This window comes from Pseudonocardia sp. ICBG1034, assembly GCF_020131375.1.
Taxonomy (GTDB): Bacteria; Actinomycetota; Actinomycetes; order Mycobacteriales; family Pseudonocardiaceae; genus Pseudonocardia; species Pseudonocardia alni.
Map to the genome: position 1 here is coordinate 1,091,688 of NZ_JAHLEK010000015.1, position 16,390 is coordinate 1,108,077.

The window sequence follows — 16,390 nt, forward strand, 5'->3', positions numbered from 1 at the left end:
CGCCGCGGCGCGGGCCACCGTCGCCGGTGCCCGTACCATGGACGACGGGGTCGGCCCGCCGTGCGCGCCGGTGCCGTGCCGGTGCCGCCCGCGGCACCGGGTCGCGGCGCGGAGACCGTGGTGGGAGGCCCCGTGTCCTGACCGCGACGTGAATGAGGTCGGCAGTGCCCTTCCTGAGTCGACTCCTCCGGGCCGGCGAAACCAAGCTGGTGAAGCGGCTCGCGAAGATCGCCGCGCACATCGACGGACTGGAGCCCGATTTCGAGGGCCTCACCGACACGCAGCTGCGCGCCAAGACCGACGAGTTCCGCCGTCGCCACGCCGACGGCGAGTCACTCGACGACCTGCTGCCCGAGGCCTTCGCCACGGTGCGCGAGGCCGCCCGGCGCACGCTGGGCCAGCGCCCGTTCACCGTGCAGCTGATGGGTGCCGGGGCCCTGCACATGGGCAACGTGTCGGAGATGGGAACCGGTGAGGGCAAGACCCTGACCTCGACGCTGGCCGTCTACCTCAACGCGCTGCCCGGCGACGGCGTGCACGTGGTCACCACGAACGACTACCTCGCCAAGCGCGACTCCGAGACCATGGGCCGCATCCACCGCTGGCTCGGTCTCACCGTCGGCGTGATCCTGTCGGAGATGACCCCGGCGCAGCGCCGCGAGCAGTACGCCTGCGACGTCACCTACGGCACGAACAACGAGTTCGGCTTCGACTACCTGCGCGACAACATGGCGTGGAACACCGCCGACATGGTCCAGCGCGGGCACAACTTCGCCATCGTCGACGAGGCGGACTCGATCCTCATCGACGAGGCCCGCACGCCGCTGATCATCTCCGGCCCGGCCGAGCAGAGCGCCCGCTGGTACCAGGAGTTCGCGCGGCTCGCGCCGATGCTGTCCAAGGACATCCACTACGAGGTCGACGAGCGCAAGCGCACCGTCGGCATCACCGAGGAGGGTGTCGCGCTGATCGAGGACCAGCTCGGCATCGACAACCTCTACGAGTCCGCGAACACCCCGCTGGTCGGCTACCTGAACAACGCGGTCAAGGCCAAGGAGCTGTTCAAGAAGGACAAGGACTACATCGTCAACGACGGTGAGGTCCTGATCGTCGACGAGTTCACCGGCCGTGTGCTCGCCGGTCGCCGCTACAACGAGGGCATGCACCAGGCGATCGAGGCCAAGGAAGGCGTCGAGATCAAGCCGGAGAACCAGACCCTGGCGACGATCACGCTGCAGAACTTCTTCCGGCTCTACGACAAGCTCGCCGGCATGACCGGTACGGCCCAGACCGAGGCCGCCGAGCTCCACGAGATCTACAAGATGTCGGTCGTCTCGATCCCGCCGAACCGGCCGCGGGTGCGCGCCGACCAGGCCGACCTGATCTACAAGACCGAGCCCGCGAAGTTCGAGGCGGTCGCCGACGACATCGCCGAGAAGCACGAGAAGGGCCAGCCGGTCCTGATCGGTACGACGAGTGTCGAGAAGTCCGAGTACCTGTCGAAGCTGCTGCTGCGCCGCGGCGTGCCGCACGAGGTGCTCAACGCGAAGAACCACGCGCGCGAGGCGCAGATCATCGCCCAGGCCGGGCACGCGGGCGCCGTCACCGTCGCCACGAACATGGCCGGTCGCGGTACCGACATCATGCTCGGTGGCAACCCCGAGTTCCTCGCCGACCTGGAGCTGCGCAGCCAGGGCCTGGACCCGGTCGAGACCCGTGAGCAGTACGAGGCCGCGTGGGACGCGGTGCTCGACCGCATGCGCAAGCAGGTCAAGGCCGAGGCCGACGAGGTCCGCGCCGCGGGCGGGCTCTACGTGCTCGGCACCGAGCGCCACGAGTCCCGCCGCATCGACAACCAGCTGCGCGGCCGGTCCGGCCGGCAGGGCGACCCGGGCGAGTCCCGCTTCTACCTGTCCCTCGGCGACGAGCTGATGCGCCGCTTCAACGGCCAGGTCGTCGAGTCGATCATGAACCGGTTCAACCTGCCGGACGACGTGCCGATCGAGGCGGGGATGGTCACCCGCGCGATCCGCAGCGCGCAGACCCAGGTCGAGCAGCAGAACTTCGAGATCCGCAAGAACGTCCTCAAGTACGACGAGGTGCTCAACCAGCAGCGCAAGGTCATCTACGACGAGCGCCGCCGGGTCCTCGACGGCGAGGACGTGCAGCGCCAGACCCGCAACATGCTCGAGGACGTGATCCACGCCTACGTCGTCGGCGCCACCGCCGAGGGCTACTCCGAGGACTGGGACCTCGAGAAGCTGTGGACGGCGGTCAAGGGTCTGTACCCGATCCAGCTCGACTGGCGCACCGTCGCCGACGACATCGACGACCTGTCGGCCGAGGAGCTCGAGCGGATCATCCTGGCCGACGCCGAGACCGCCTACGCCCGGCGCGAGGCCGAGATCGACGCGCTCATCGGCCCGCAGGGCGGCATGCGCGAGCTCGAGCGCCAGGTCCTGATGCAGGTCATCGACCGCAAGTGGCGCGAACACCTCTACGAGATGGACTACCTCAAGGAGGGCATCGGGCTCCGGGCCATGGCCCAGCGCGACCCGGTGATCGAGTACCAGCGCGAGGGCTTCGACATGTTCTCCGCGATGCTCGAGGGCATCAAGGAGGAGACGATCGGGCACCTGTTCAACGTCGTCGTCCAGGTGCAGCAGCCGGCCGCCCCGGTCCAGGAGGCCGAGCCGGAGACGACCGAGATCCCGGTCGTGCGCCGGGTCCCGGCCGAGGACCCCGCCGAGTCCACCGTGGTCCTGCCGAACCTGTTCCGCACCAGCCCGCCGCAGAACCTGCAGTACAGCGGCCCGGGCGAGGACGGCGGCGTCGCGCGTCGCGGCGAGGGCGGGGCGGCCGCCCCGGGCACCGGTCGTACCGGTCGCCACCAGGTCCCGGCCCGTGGCCACGGGGCGTCCCCGAACGGCGACGACGGCGTCAACCGCGCCGAGCGGCGCCGCGCGGAGAAGGCCCGCCGGCGGCGCTGAGCTCCGGGCGCCGTCCGGCCGGGCTCGGTCGCGTCGCGCCTCACACGAGCCGGACGGCGGTGGCGAGCCACCGGCCGTCCGGCGCCCGGTCCAGCCGCAGCGCCAGGGCACGCACCCGCCCGGCGACGCTGACGGTCGCGCAGACCTCGGCGACGTCCGGCCGGGGCAGACCCACGTGCACCCGCGGCGCCCGGCGTGCGGTCGAGCCGCCCGGGCTCCCGCAGCCGGGGGCGCCGACCCGTCCTCCGGGACCCGGGCGGCCACGGGACGGGCGCGCCGGGTGCACGATCCGGGCCGCGGTCAGGTAGCGGCGCACCGCCGGGGTGGTGACGGCGGTGACCCCGTCCGGCGGGCGGCGCCCGGCGAGCACCTCGGTCAGCAGCCGGACGATCCCGTGGGCCGGGGCCCGGACCCGCTCGGCGTCGGCCGGGGAGGTGTCCTCGGGCACCGTCGGCGCCGGGACGGGTCGGACCGCCTCGCGCGGTGCGGGCGCCGGTCCGGAGGACATCCGGAACCCGCCCGGCAGGACGACGACGACCCCCGGTGCGAGCGGTTCCGGCACGTCGGCGGGGGTGCGGACCAGGAGTGCCCCGGGCCCGGGCGGTGGCGGAGCCTGCCCGGCGACGGCCCCGGCCTGCGCGGACGTGACCGGGGACCCGGACGCGTCGACGGCACCGGTGTCCGCGTCCGGTGCCGGGGCGACGGCGGGCGCCGCCGTCCCCACCTGCGAGGACGCGTGCCGCGCGTGGCCGGCCGTAACCGGGGCGGGGCGGGGCCGGTCACCGGGAGGCGGTGGCACGGGCGCGGCCTGTGTGCCGGGGGCGGTGTCGGTCCGCGGGCCGGAGGCACCCCCCGCCGGGGCGGTGCCGGTCGTCGTCGTGGTCACGGCGCCAGACTGCGACGGTCCCGGTGGCCGCGACGGGGCCCGGCCCGGATCCGCCACCGGATCGTCCGGTGCCGCACGATCCGGTGCCGCACGATCCGGCGCAGCACGAGCCGAGGGCGCACGTGCGGCCGGCGTGGTCCGGCGCCCCGACGGAGCCACGACGGAGCCACGGAGGCGAGCGGCGCCTGCGCCGCGGTCGTGAGCCGCCCTCCGGTGGGGGCCGGTGTTCACGAACGCGACCGGCCCCGCCCGACCGCCCCCGCCGGGCCCCGCCGCGTCCTACCCTCCCGCGATGCCCGCACCCCACCCACCGGGACGCATCGACCTCACCCCGCCCCGTCTCGTCGCCGCTCCCGACCCGGTGGACGGCCCCGCGGAGTCGCTGGCCGACCTCATCGTCCGGGCCGGGGCGGCGGTGCTCGCCGAACGCCGGCGGCGGACCGGGGGCCACGGCCTCGGTGTCACCGGGTTCGCCGTCCTCGACGTGCTGGAGCGGTGCGGCGGACTGGCCCAGCGCGAGCTCGCCGCCCGGGTCCGGGTCGCCCCGACCAGCCTGACCCCGGTCGTCGACGCGCTGGAGGCGGCGGGGCTGGTGGCCCGCCGCGGGGACCCGGCGGACCGGCGGGTCCGGCTCGTCACGCTCACCGACGCCGGGCGGGACCGGTGGCGCGACGCCCGCCCCGACGGGCGCGGACCGTGGCTGCGGGAGCCGGCGGACGGGCTCGACGACGCCGTCCGGGCCTACCTGCTCGCGGTGATCGCCGACCTGGAGCAGGATCGGCCCGACGTGACGTGATCGGCGGGGGAGTGCGATGGGACGGACCGCGGTCGAGGTGGTCGACCTGGTGAAGCGGTACCCGAAGGCGAAGGGCAACGCCGTCGACGGCCTGTCGTTCTCGGTGGCCGAGGGTGAGGTGTTCGGGCTGCTCGGGCCCAACGGCGCCGGGAAGACCACGACCGTCGGCGTGCTCACGACCCGCGTGGTGCCGACCTCGGGCACGGCCCGGGTCGCCGGGCTCGACGTCCGCGCCGACGCCGTCGCCGTCTGCGCGAAGCTGGCCGTCGTCCCGCAGCGCCAGAACCTGGACCGTTCCCTCGGTGTCCGCGACAACCTGGTCTTCCACGCCGCCTACCACGGCGTCGGGCGGGCGGAGCGCAACCGCCGCGCCGACGAGCTGCTGGAACGGATGGGGCTGACCGACAAGGCGAAGGCCGTCGCCGACGACCTGTCCGGCGGCCAGGCCCAGCGCGTCATGATCGCCCGCGGGCTCATGCACTCCCCGGAGGTGCTGTTCCTCGACGAACCCTCGACCGGCCTGGACCCGCAGGCCCGGCTGTTCGTCCACGACCAGATCAGCGGGCTGCGCGACGAGGGCGTGACCGTCGTGCTCACCACCCACGACATGGACGAGGCGCACAAGCTGTCGGACCGGATCGGGATCGTCGACCACGGGCGGCTGCTCGCGCTGGACACCCCGGACGCGCTGGTCCGGTCGCTGCCGGGCAGCGCGACCGTCGAGATCGTCGCCGACCACGGGGCCGGTGCGGCGGAGACGCTGCGCGTGGCGCTGGCCGGGTTGGGCGGTGTCGCGCGTGCCGAGACCCCGCCGGGCCGCGGCCCGGGGGAGAACGGCACCGTGTCGGCGTTCCGGCTGTCGGTCACCGCGGAGCCGGCGGCGCTGCTGGCGCCGGCCGTCGACCTGCTCGGGCGGCACGGCGCCACGGTGCGCGACGTCAGTCTGGGGCAGGCGACGCTGGAGGACGTCTTCATCGACCTGACGGGCAGGGACCTGCGATGACCGGGCGTGCCTTCCTGGCGGTGCTGCGCCGCGACCTGTTCGTCACCGGCCGGGAGCTGCCGTCGTTCCTCGCCCAGACGCTGGTGCAGCCGTTCTTCTTCCTGCTGGTCTTCGTCGTGGTCCTCGGCCGCGGCGGCTTCGTGTCGCCCGAGTACGGGCAGATCATGCTGCCCGGCCTGATCGCGCTGAACGCGATGTTCGGCGCCCTGCAGGCGGTGACGCTGCCGCTGGTGTTCGAACTGTCCTGGACCCGGGAGATCGACGACCGGCTGCTCGCGCCGATGCCTGTGTGGGCCGTCGCCGTCGAGAAGATCGCCTTCGCGGGGCTGCGCGGCCTGCTCGCCAGCCTGCTGATGGTGCCCATCGGTTTCGCGATGATCGACATCCGGTGGCCGGCCGAGGGGTTGGCCCCCGCGCTGCTGATGGTGGTGCTCGGGAGCCTGCTCGGTGCGGCGATGGGGCTCACCATCGGCACCGCGGTGCCGCCGCGGCGGATCAACATCCTGTTCGCCGTGATCTTCACGCCGCTGCTGTTCACCGGCTCGGTGCAGTACCCGTGGCTCACCCTGGCCGACCTGCGCTGGTTCCAGGTGCTGTCGGCGGTGAACCCGCTGACCTACGTCAGCGAGGGGATCCGCGCGTCGCTGGTGCCGCAGGTCCCGCACATCCCGCTGTGGGTGTGCGTGCTCGTCCCGGTGGCGGCGATCGTGCTGTTCACCCTGCTGGGGATCCGCGGCTTCCTGCGCCGGGCCCTCGACTGAGCCGCGGCGGTCGGGCGGCGACGCAGCAGCACCCCGCCGCGGAGCGCCCCGGGAGGCGGCGACACTCGGTACCGTCGGCCGGGTGGCGGACACCCGGACCCTGCGTGGCCTGATCGTCGACTACGGCGGGGTGCTCGACGACCCCGCCGACGGTGCCCTGCTGCTCGCCTATGTCCGTCGCGCCGCGGCGGCGGGGATCCGCACCGCACTGTTCTCCGGCGCGCACGCGGTGCCCGACGAGGTCGCCGCGGCGTTCGGCACGGTGCTCCTCGGTGCGGTCCGCGGGGCCCGCAAGCCGAGCCCGGACTCCTTCGCCGCCGCCGCGGCGGAGCTGGGCCTGCCCGCGGGGGAGTGCGTCGTCGTCGACGACATGGGGGCGTGCGTGCGCGGCGCCGCCGCGGCCGGGGCGGTCGGGGTGCGCCACACCGGCGCCGAGACCACCCTCGGCGAGCTGGAGGTCCTGCTCGGGGTGCCCGCCCGCGACTGAGCCCCGGGCGACCCGCGGCGCAGCCGGGGCGCCCCGGACATGCGGAGGCGCCGCCCGCAGCGTGCGGACGGCGCCTCGTGGGCTGCCCGGCGGTGGCCGGACCGGTCGTGCCCTGCTTACTGCTGCGGGGGCGGCGGCGGGGCCTGGCCCGGCGCGGGCGGCGGCGGGGCCTGGCCGTCCGGACCCGGCTGACCGGGGGGCGGCGGCGCGGCGGTGTCACCGGTGCCGGTCCGCTCGCGGGCGAACTTGGTCGCGGTGTCGATCTGACCGTCGTGACCGTACTTCTGCTTGGCCGCGTCGCCGACCTTGTTCAGGGCCTGGTCGACCTTGTCGTCGTGCTTGCCGAGCAGTTCCTTGGCCTTGTCCAGGAAACTCATGCGCCCCATGCTGGCCCCGTCAGCGCCGGGGCGCAGTGCCGGGCCGTCGCTCGTTCGGGTGGTGGTGGCCGCCGGTCGCCGAGCGGAGCCGGGCGTGCTCCGGGCGGAGGTCGTCCACCCGGGTGACGCCGAGCAGCTGCATCGTCCGCTCCACCTCGGCGCGCAGGATCTCCACCGCGCGGGACACCCCGGCCTCGCCACCGGCCATCAGCCCGTACAGGTAGGCGCGGCCCACCAGCGCCGCGCGGGCGCCGAGCGCGACGGCGGCGACGGCGTCGCCGCCGTGGGTGATCCCGGTGTCCACCAGGACCTCCGCGTCGTCGCCGAGCTCCTGCACCACCGGCTCGATCAGCTCGGCGGGCACCGGGGCCCGGTCCAGCTGCCGTCCGCCGTGGTTGGACAGCAGCACGCCGTCGGCGCCCGCGTCGGCGACGCGGCGGGCGTCGGTGACCGACTGGACGCCCTTGACCACCAGCTTCCCGGGCCAGGCCCCGCGCAGCCAGGTGACGTCGTCGAGGGTCAGCGCCGGGTCGAACACCCGGTTGATCACCTCGTAGGGGCTGCCGCCGCCCGCGGCGAGCGACTCGAACGTCAGCGGCTCGGTGGTGAGCAGGTCGAACCACCAGCGGGGGTGGCGGGCGCCGTCGACGAAGGTCCGCAGCGACAGCGCGGGCGGGATGGACAGGCCGTTGCGGGCGTCGCGGCGCCGGTTGCCGCCGACCGGGGTGTCCACGGTCAGCAGCAGCGTGTCGTAGCCGGCCTCCCGCGCCCGGGAGACGAGCTCGTGGGCGACCGAGCGGTCGCGCCACAGGTAGAGCTGGAACCAGTGCCGCCCGCCGCGGCCGGCCTCGGCGACGCCCTCGATCGTCGTCGACCCCATCGTCGAGAGCGCGTAGGGGATCCCGGCCCGCGCGGCGACGGCGGCGACCGCGCGCTCGCCCTCGGTGTGCATCATCCGCGTGAAGCCGGTCGGGGCCAGCGCGAACGGCAGCGACGAGCGACCGCCCAGGATGTCCCGGCCGGTGTCCACCCGCGAGACGTCGGTGAGCACGGTCGGCGAGAACTCCACCGAGGCCCACACCTCGCGGGCCCGGCGCAGGCTCACCTCGTCCTCGGCGGCCCCGTCGGTGTAGTCGAACACGGCCCGCGGCGCGCGCCGCCGCGCCAGCTCGCGCAGGTCACCGATGCTCGACGCGCGGGCGAGCCGGGCCGCCGTGCGGTCCAGGGTGAACGGGGCCGGCCGCAGCAGCGGCGCCAGCTCGGACGGGCGGGGAATGCGACGGCGCACCATCGCCCCGACACTAGGTGACCGGTCAGCGTCGGCGCAGCAGCTCGTAGGCGGCGACGGCTCCGGCGGAGGCGACGTTGAGCGACTCCACCCCGCCGTACATCGGCAGCGAGAGGATCCCGTCGAGCCGGGAACGGACGTCCTCGGTCAGGCCGTCGGTCTCGTTGCCCAGCACCAGCGCGACCCGGGGCGGGAGCGACGCCTCCAGCAGCGAGTCGCCGCCGGCGTCGAGCCCGAACACCCCGAACCCGGCGGCGTGCATGAGGTCGACGCCCTCGGTGGCGGTGGCGCAGCGCAGCACCGGCGCGGCGAACGCCACCCCGGCCGACGCCTTGATCACCAGCGGGTCGATGGCGGGCACCCCGCGGCGGGGCAGCAGCACGCCGTCCAGACCGGCGGCCGTCGCGCTGCGCAGGATCATCCCGACGTTCGACGGGTTGGTGACGGCGTCGAGCACCAGCACCGACGCCGGCCGCCGGGTGCCCAGGTCGGACAGGAAGTGCTCCAGCGGCGACATCCGCGGGGCGACGACGTCGGCCAGCACGCCCTGGTCGTGGCGGCCGTTGCCGGCCAGCACCTTCACCCGCTGCGCGGTCGCGCGCTGCACCGGCACACCGCGGCCGCGGGCGGCCGCGGTGATCTCGCGCTCCCCGCCACCGCGCACCGTGTCGGCCAGCACGACCTTGTCGACCTCCAGGTCGGGGTCGGCCAGCGCCTCCAGGACGGGCTTGCGGCCGTAGACCGTGATGAACCGGTCCTTCGGGGAGACCGCACCTGCATCGCTCACGGGGAGAAGCGTCGCACGTAGGATCGCGGCCATGCCGTCCCGGCTCTCCGCACTCGACGCGTCCTTCCTGTACCTGGAGGAGGCGACCACACCGATGCACGTCGGCGGGGTCGCCGTGTTCGACCGCCCCGACGACGGCTTCGACTACGACCGGCTGGTCGAGCTCATCGAGCAGCGCATCGCGCTGGTGCCGCGCTACCGGCAGAAGGTCCGCCACGTCCCGGGCAACCTCGCACGCCCGGTGTGGGTCGACGACCCCGAGTTCGACATCGCCTACCACGTGCGCCGCTCGGCACTGCCCCGTCCGGGCAGCGAGGAGCAGCTGACCGAGCTGGTCGGGCGCCTGATGTCGCGTCCGCTGGACCACACCCGCCCGCTGTGGGAGATGTACCTCATCGAGGGCCTCGCCCCCGCAGCGGACGGCCGCGGCGGCGACGGCGGCCGCGTCGCGATCCTCACCAAGACCCACCAGGCGATGGTCGACGGCATCTCCGCCATCGACATCGGCCAGGTCATCCTGGACGTGTCCGCCGAGCCGCGGGACACCCCGGACGAGCTGTGGATGCCGCGCCCGGAGCCGACCGACGGCCAGCTCGTGCTCGACGCGATCTCCGAGGCCGTCACCCGCCCCACCGAGATCGTGGACAACGTCCGGGTCGCCGCGGGCGACGCGCTGGCCACCGTCGGCAAGCTCGCCGGGGCCGCGGGCAAGGTCCTGAACATGGCCCGCACCGCGGGCCGCCGCGCGCCCGGGCTCCCGTTGAACGCCGAGATCTCCACCCAGCGCCGGTTCGCGATGGCCCGCACCGACCTGGAGGACTACCGCAAGGTCCGCGCCGCCTACGGCTGCGACGTCAACGACGTGGTGCTCGCCGTCATCGCCGGTGCCCTGCGCACCTGGCTGATGTCGCGCGGCGAGCCGGTCGCCGGGTCGTCGTCGGTGCGGGCGCTGGTGCCGCTGTCGGTGCGCGGGGAGGGCGACGTGCCCAGCTCGGCGACCGGCGGGTCGCTCGGGAACCGGGTGGCGTCGTTCCTGGTGGACCTGCCCGTCGGCGAGCCGAGCCCGCTGGTGCGGCTGCACCAGGTCACCCACCAGATGCGCGAGCACACCGACACCGGCGACGCCGTCGGCGCCGACACGCTGGTGCGGATCGGCGGGTTCGCCCCGCCGACGCTGCACGCCGTCGGCGCCCGCGCCGCGAACGGCATGGCCCGGCACTTCTTCAACCTGGTCGTGACCAACGTGCCCGGCCCGCAGTTCCCGCTCTACGCGGCCGGGGCGCGGATGCTGGAGATGTTCCCGGTGGTGCCGCTGGCGAAGGGTCAGGCCGTCTCCATCGGCCTGACCAGCTACGACGGTGGTGTGTACTACGGGCTGAACGGGGACAGGGACGCCATGGGCGACCTGGAGGTGCTCGCCGGGATGGTGGACGAGTCACTCGAGGAGCTCCTCGAGACACTGCGACAGACACCGATGACACCCGTCAGAGGAGACGACCGTTGAGGATCTACCTCCCCGCGACCTGGCCGATGCTGGCCCGCACGGTGAAGACCGGGAACTTCGAGCCGCTGGGCGGCACCGCGTTCGCACTCACCCCGAAGCTGCGCGAGTCCTACACCGCGGGCGACGACGAGGAGCTCGAGTACGCCGCGATGAACGAGGCGGCGAGGGCGTCGCTGCGGCTGCTCTCGGTCGAGTTCGGGCTGGGTGAGGACGACACCCCCGCCCGCCGGGTCGTGGTGTCCGCCGACACCGACGACGTCACGCTGCGCCCCGACCTCGACGACGGCGCGGTCCGGGTGACCGGCCCGGTGCCGATGTCGAAGATCGCCGCCGTGCACGTTGACCTGCCGGAGGCCGAGCACGCCGTCCGGGAGGCGGCCGGCGCGGTCGACAAGGCCGACCTGGGCGACATGGACGCCGAGTTCCTCGTCGGCGAGGCCGAGGACCACGAGCTGGCCTGGTACGACGGCAGCGAGCTGCCGTTCCTCGTCGAGCTGGGCTGAGCCCCGGCGGGCGGTCAGCCCGTCCCGGCCGGCGGCCCCGGTGCGGGATCGGCGAACACCGGGTCCCGCCCCTCCAGCCGCGCGGTCACCGCCTCGCGCTGGTTCGGGCTCGCGATCAGCGCACCGATCTCGGCCTGTTCGGCGGCGAGCTGCTCGGCGGGTGGGCGGGGCGCCGCGAGCAGCCGCTTCGCCGCACGCACGGCGTGCGGGTTGCGGGCGGCGATCTCGTGCGCGGTCGTCAGCGCGGCCGCCCGCGGGTCCTCGGCGGTACGGGTCGCGAGCCCCAGCGCGACGGCCTCGGTGCCGGACACCGTGCGCCCGGTGAAGGTCAGGTCGCGGGCGACGTCACGCCCGACCAGCTGCGGCAGCAGCAGCGTGCCGCCCATGTCGGGCACCAGGCCCCACACGATCTCCAGCACCGACAGCGTCGCGGTGGGCGCGACGATCCGCAGGTCCGCCCCCAGCGCGATCTGCAGCCCGCCGCCCAGCGCGTGCCCCTGCACGGCGGCGATCACCGGCACGTCCAGCTCGGCCCAGACGTGGGCTGCGCGCTGCCCGGTCGCGTGCGCCGGGGAGCCCTCGCGCGGCGGGGGCAGCTCGGCGGTGGCCGAGAGCCGTTCACCGGAGCGCATCGCGCGGAACATGTCGCGGTCCAGCCCGGCGCAGAAGTCCGGCCCGTCCGCCGAGAGGACCACCGCGCGGACGTCCGTGCGGTCGCGCAGCGCCTCCGCGGCGTGCACGATCGCGGTGAACTGGACGACGTCGAGGGCGTTGCGGCGCTCCGGGCGGGTGAGCCGCACCTCTGCGACGCCGTCGTCCACGGTGGTCCGGACACGCTCGCTCATGCACCGGACCGTAACCCGGATCGGAGGCCGGTATGGCGTTCGTCGCGCCGCAGCTGCACGAGGTGACCCGTGGGCTCGCGTTCCCGGAGGGCCCGGTGGCGCTGTCCGACGGGTCGGTGCTCGTCGTCGAGATCGCGGCCGGGCGGCTGACCCGGGTGCTGCCCGACGGCGGCCACGTCACCGTCGCCGAGACCGGGGGTGGCCCGAACGGCGCCGCGATCGGCCCGGACGGCGCCGTCTACGTCTGCGACAACGGCGGCTTCACCTGGCACACCCGCCCCGACGGCACCGTGTACCCGGGCAACCAGCCCGAGGACTACCGCGGCGGCGCGATCCTGCGCGTCGACCCCGACACCGGCGGCTCCGCGGTGCTCCACGACGGCCTGCGCGGCCCCAACGACATCGTCTTCGCCGCCGACGGCACCTTCTGGTTCACCGACCTCGGCAAGCGCCGCCCCCGCGAGGTCGACCTCGGCGGGCTGTACCACGCCCGTCCCGACGGCTCGGCGCTCACCGAGGTCGTGCACCCGCTCATGACCCCGAACGGCGTGGGCCTGTCCCCAGACGGGTCGCGGCTCTACGTCGCCGAGACCGCCACCGGCCGTGTCTGGTGCTGGGCGGTGACCGGACCCGGCACGCTCGCCGCGCCGCCGGAGCTGCCCGGCCCGCCCGGCCCCGGCGACGCCCGGCTGCTGCACGGCTTCGCCGGGTTCCGCAACCTCGACTCGCTCGCCGTCGACGGCGACGGGAACGTCTGCGTCGCCACCCTGGTCTCCGGCGAGGTCAGCGTGCTGTCCCCGGCCGGGGAGCTGCTCGGCACCGTGGCGCCGCCCGAGCACGACCCGCACGTCACGAACATCTGCTTCGCCGGCGCCGGGTCGCGCGAGGCCTGGGTCACCTCGTCGGGGTGGGGGCGGCTCTACCGCTGCACCTGGCCGGTCGACGGCCTGGACCTGGCGTTCCGCCGCTGAGGGCCCGGGTCAGCCGCGGACCGGCGGCTCGATGGTGATCGGGACGCCCCAGCCGTCGTAGCGGACGAGGACGTCGAGCGCCGCGCCGTCGGGGAGCTGCTGGCGGACCCGGCTGCGCAGTGGCCTGCGCTCGGCGTCGACCCAGATCTCCGCGCTCAGCCGGGTCAGCCCGGCCCGCTGCTGGGCCTGCAGCGCCGTGCGGCGCGCCGGGTCGGTCTCGGTCGCCGCGGCCCGGACCAGGTCGACGACCAGTGTGTAGTGCACGGTCGGGGTGCCGTCGACGGCGTCGTCGGCGGCCTCGGCGACGAGCACCGCGTCCGGGTAGCGCGCGACCGCCCCCAGCGGGTCCAGTCCGGCGGCGACGTTCGCGGCCAGCGTCGCGTGGGACATCTGCTCCGGGGGCAGCGCGACCCGGCCGGCCTCGCCCCAGCCGCGGTCGCCGGGGCGCAGCCAGGTCCGGCCGTCGATCCGGATGAGCTCCGTGCTCCGGGCGACCGCGCCGGACGGGCCGGAGCGCAGCAGCAGCCGCACCGCGGGGGCGTCCCCGTCCTGGTCGACCCGCAGGGCGCCGTCGCCGGTCACCGGGACGGTCGTGCCGTCGTGGGTCAGGGTGCCCGCCACCGACAGCGTCGAGCCGCCGTCGAGCCGGGTACGGGCCCGGACGTCGGTGATCAGCGGTGCCGGGTCGTAGTACTTCGGCAGGGCGGCGGGCGCGGCGGCGGGCGGTGCGGGGGTGTCACCGAGGGAACCGGGCCAGGCGCAGCCGGTCAGCCCGGGCACCAGCACCGCCCCGCACAGCAGCAGCGTCATCGCGCGCCGTCCCGGCACTACCCGCTCCCCGGCCGTCGTCGTGATGGTCAGAACCTGTCGCTCGCCAGCGCCACCAGCACGCGGCGCAACGCCTCGAGTCTGCCTCCTCCGAGTGCGCCGGAGGCGACCAGGTCGTCCAGTGCGCATTCCGGGTCGGCGGGCGGCCCGAGGTGCCCGCAGCCGCGCGGGCAGTCCTCGATCGCGGTGGCCAGGTCGCCGAACGCGGCGACGACGTCGTCCGCGCCGACGTGCGCCAGCCCGAACGAGCGCACCCCGGGGGTGTCGACCACCCAGCCGTCGGCGTGCGGGAACGCGAGCGCGGCGGTGGTCGTGTGCCGTCCCTTCCCGACACCCGACACGACCCCGGTGGCCTGCTCGGCGGCCGGGACGATCGCGTTGACCAGGGTGGACTTGCCGACCCCGGAGTGCCCGACCAGCGCGCACAGCCGTCCGGACAGCTCCTCGCGCAGCGCGTCCAGCCCGGACGGAGGCCCGGACTCCGAGCGCCCGGTCACCAGCACCGGCACGCCGAGCTCGCGGTACTGCGCCGCGAACGGCTCCGGGTCGGCGAGGTCGGACTTGGTCAGGCACAGCACCGGCTGCAGTCCACCGGCGAAGGCCGCGACCAGGCAGCGGTCGACGAACCCGCTGCGCGGCACCGGGTCGGCGACGGCGGTGACCACGATCAGCCGCTGTGCGTTCGCGACGACGATCCGCTCGTAGGGGTCGGTGTCGTCGGCGGTGCGGCGCAGCACGGTGTCACGCTCGGCGACCCGCACGATCCGGGCGAGGGTGTCCGGCTCTCCGGACAGGTCCCCGACGAGGTCCACCCGGTCCCCGACGACGACCGGCGTCCGGCCCAGCTCGCGGGCCCGCATGGCGACGACCTGGGGCAGGCCCGGGTCGGCGTCGACCGCGCAGGTCCACCGTCCCCGGTCGACGGCGGTGACCATCGCGCGGGTCGCGTCGGCGTGGGCGGGCCTGCGCTTGCTGCGCGGCCTGCTCCCGCGCCGTCCGGGGCGGACACGGACGTCGGACTCGTCGAGCCTGCTGATGTCGCGGGGCATGTCAGTTCCCGACCAGCGCCGCCCACCGCCCGGGGAAGTCCGGGATGGTCTTGTCGGTGCTCGCGACGTCGTCGATCTCGACGCCCGGCACCACCAGCCCGATGATCGCGCCCGCGGTCGCCATCCGGTGGTCGGCGTAGGCGCCCCACGGCCGGTCGGACCGCCCGGTGAGCGGCTTCGGCTCGATGACCAGGCCGTCCTCGGTCTCGGTGACGGCACCGCCGAGCGCGGTGATCTCGGTGGCGAGGGCGGCGAGCCGGTCGGTCTCGTGTCCCCGCAGGTGCCCGATCCCGCGCAGCCGCGAGGCGCCCGACGCCAGCGCGGCGACGGCGGCGACGGTGGGGGCGAGCTCGCCCGCGTCGTGCAGGTCGACGTCGACGCCGGTGAGCCGGTCCGGCCCGGTCACGGTGAGGCCGTCGGCCGTGTGCGTGACCGTGGCGCCGAACTGCTCCAGCACCGGCAGGACGTCGACGCCGGGCTGGGTGGTCTCGGCCGGCCAGCCGCGCACGGTGACCCGCCCGCCGGTCACGACGGCCGCGGCGAGGAACACCGAGGCGTTCGACAGGTCGGGCTCGACCGACCAGTCCCGCGCCGCGACCGGGCCGGGCTCGACCCGCCAGGTGTCGGGCTCGGCGTCGTCGACGGCCACCCCGGCGGCGCGCAGCATCTCCACGGTCATCGCGATGTGCGGCAGCGACGGCAGCGGCGCGCCCTCGTGGACCACGGTCACGCCGCGCTCGAACAGCGACCCGGACAGCAGCAGCCCGGACACGAACTGCGACGACGCCGACGCGTCGATCGTGACCTCGCCGCCCCGGACCGGGCCGCCGTCGAGCACGAACGGCAGCGCGTCGGCGGCGCCGTCGTAGGACACGGTGGCACCGAGTGCGCGCAGGGCGTCCAGCACGGTGCCCATCGGTCGCTCCCGGGCGCGCGGGTCGCCGTCGAAGCGGACCGCACCGGACGCCGTCGCCGCGGCCGGGGGGACGAACCGCATGACCGTGCCGGCGAGCCCGCAGTCGACCGCGGCGGGCGCCTCGGGGGTCCCGCCGCGCAGCCCGGGGTGCGCGCCGATCTCCACCGTGTCCCCGAGCGTGGTGACCGGGACGCCGAGCGCGGCGAGCGCCCCGGTCATCAGCGCGGTGTCGCGGGTGGGCGGGGCGCCGTCGACCCGGACGCCGCCGCCGGACAGGCCGGCGAGCAGCAGCGCACGGTTGGTCACCGACTTCGACCCGGGGACGGTGACGGTGCCGGTCACCGGCGACCCGGGCGTGGGGGCGGTCCAGTTGCTCACGCCTCCATCCTTCCCCACGTG

At 75.1% G+C, this 16,390-nt stretch carries 16 protein-coding genes; 8 read left to right on the top strand and 8 right to left on the bottom strand.

Annotated features, from left to right (window positions below; genetic code table 11):
• The first annotated feature begins 164 nt into the window (after positions 1-164).
• Positions 165-2,990, top strand: a complete 2,826-nt coding sequence (gene secA / locus KPF22_RS06855; protein ID WP_224401505.1) for a preprotein translocase subunit SecA — start codon at positions 165-167, stop codon at positions 2,988-2,990.
• Positions 2,991-3,030: 40 nt separating this feature from the next.
• Here secA and KPF22_RS32980 read toward each other — a convergent pair whose 3' ends face one another.
• The gene (locus tag KPF22_RS32980) at positions 3,031-3,876 is read right to left on the bottom strand and encodes an Rv3235 family protein (protein WP_224401506.1); all 846 of its coding nucleotides are present in this window, start codon (positions 3,874-3,876) and stop codon (positions 3,031-3,033) included.
• A gap of 292 nt (positions 3,877-4,168) precedes the next feature.
• On the opposite strand from KPF22_RS32980, the gene KPF22_RS06865 reads away from it, so the two are divergent.
• The 4 genes from KPF22_RS06865 to KPF22_RS06880 all read left to right on the top strand — a co-directional run bounded on the left by KPF22_RS06865 (position 4,169) and on the right by KPF22_RS06880 (position 6,923).
• Complete coding sequence (locus KPF22_RS06865; RefSeq protein WP_224401507.1) at positions 4,169-4,672, top strand: MarR family winged helix-turn-helix transcriptional regulator; 504 nt, start codon at positions 4,169-4,171, stop codon at positions 4,670-4,672.
• Positions 4,673-4,688: 16 nt separating this feature from the next.
• Entirely contained in the window at positions 4,689-5,675 is a 987-nt protein-coding gene (locus tag KPF22_RS06870; RefSeq protein ID WP_208824091.1) for an ABC transporter ATP-binding protein, read from the top strand.
• Entirely contained in the window at positions 5,672-6,436 is a 765-nt protein-coding gene (locus tag KPF22_RS06875) for an ABC transporter permease (RefSeq protein WP_178376074.1), read from the top strand. Before KPF22_RS06870 ends, KPF22_RS06875 begins: the two co-directional genes overlap by 4 nt.
• Before the next feature lie 82 nt (positions 6,437-6,518).
• Positions 6,519-6,923, top strand: coding sequence for an HAD-IA family hydrolase (locus tag KPF22_RS06880; RefSeq protein ID WP_224401508.1), 405 nt, complete (start codon positions 6,519-6,521; stop codon positions 6,921-6,923).
• A gap of 116 nt (positions 6,924-7,039) precedes the next feature.
• Here the strand turns inward: KPF22_RS06880 and KPF22_RS06885 are convergent, their stop codons facing one another.
• The 3 genes from KPF22_RS06885 to KPF22_RS06895 are packed head-to-tail and all read right to left on the bottom strand — an operon-like array spanning position 7,040 to position 9,408.
• Complete coding sequence (locus KPF22_RS06885; protein WP_073576330.1) at positions 7,040-7,300, bottom strand: antitoxin; 261 nt, start codon at positions 7,298-7,300, stop codon at positions 7,040-7,042.
• Between the two features lie 19 nt (positions 7,301-7,319).
• Positions 7,320-8,591: an alpha-hydroxy acid oxidase gene (locus tag KPF22_RS06890; protein WP_224401509.1), complete on the bottom strand. Its 1,272-nt coding sequence runs from the start codon at positions 8,589-8,591 to the stop codon at positions 7,320-7,322.
• Positions 8,592-8,613: 22 nt separating this feature from the next.
• Positions 8,614-9,408, bottom strand: a complete 795-nt coding sequence (locus KPF22_RS06895) for an RNA methyltransferase (RefSeq protein WP_062397518.1) — start codon at positions 9,406-9,408, stop codon at positions 8,614-8,616.
• Between KPF22_RS06895 and KPF22_RS06900 the strand changes: the two genes are divergently transcribed.
• Together KPF22_RS06900 and KPF22_RS06905 are read left to right on the top strand one after the other, a co-directional pair.
• Positions 9,407-10,879 carry a wax ester/triacylglycerol synthase family O-acyltransferase gene (locus KPF22_RS06900; protein ID WP_208824093.1) on the top strand — a complete coding sequence of 491 codons (1,473 nt, stop codon included), beginning with the start codon at positions 9,407-9,409 and terminating at the stop codon, positions 10,877-10,879. The genes KPF22_RS06895 and KPF22_RS06900 overlap by 2 nt on opposite strands.
• A complete protein-coding gene (locus KPF22_RS06905; RefSeq protein WP_208824094.1) occupies positions 10,876-11,382 on the top strand; it encodes a hypothetical protein in 507 nt (168 codons plus the stop codon). The genes KPF22_RS06900 and KPF22_RS06905 overlap by 4 nt, the downstream gene beginning before the upstream one ends.
• A 14-nt stretch (positions 11,383-11,396) precedes the next feature.
• Here the strand turns inward: KPF22_RS06905 and KPF22_RS06910 are convergent, their stop codons facing one another.
• The gene (locus KPF22_RS06910; RefSeq protein ID WP_208824095.1) at positions 11,397-12,227 is read right to left on the bottom strand and encodes a crotonase/enoyl-CoA hydratase family protein; all 831 of its coding nucleotides are present in this window, start codon (positions 12,225-12,227) and stop codon (positions 11,397-11,399) included.
• 32 nt (positions 12,228-12,259) lie between these two features.
• Here KPF22_RS06910 and KPF22_RS06915 point away from each other — a divergent pair, with 32 nt between their 5' ends.
• The gene (locus KPF22_RS06915) at positions 12,260-13,198 is read left to right on the top strand and encodes an SMP-30/gluconolactonase/LRE family protein (RefSeq protein WP_208824097.1); all 939 of its coding nucleotides are present in this window, start codon (positions 12,260-12,262) and stop codon (positions 13,196-13,198) included.
• Positions 13,199-13,207: 9 nt separating this feature from the next.
• Here the strand turns inward: KPF22_RS06915 and KPF22_RS06920 are convergent, their stop codons facing one another.
• From KPF22_RS06920 to aroA, 3 genes are read right to left on the bottom strand one after another with little or no spacing between them, the layout of a single operon-like run.
• Positions 13,208-14,008 (bottom strand): hypothetical protein, encoded by an 801-nt coding sequence (locus KPF22_RS06920; RefSeq protein ID WP_208824099.1) that lies wholly within the window; start codon positions 14,006-14,008, stop codon positions 13,208-13,210.
• Between the two features lie 47 nt (positions 14,009-14,055).
• Positions 14,056-15,075, bottom strand: coding sequence for a ribosome small subunit-dependent GTPase A (gene rsgA / locus KPF22_RS06925; RefSeq protein ID WP_208824101.1), 1,020 nt, complete (start codon positions 15,073-15,075; stop codon positions 14,056-14,058).
• Position 15,076: 1 nt separating this feature from the next.
• A complete protein-coding gene (aroA, locus tag KPF22_RS06930; protein WP_208824103.1) occupies positions 15,077-16,369 on the bottom strand; it encodes a 3-phosphoshikimate 1-carboxyvinyltransferase in 1,293 nt (430 codons plus the stop codon).
• Positions 16,370-16,390 lie beyond the last annotated feature (21 nt).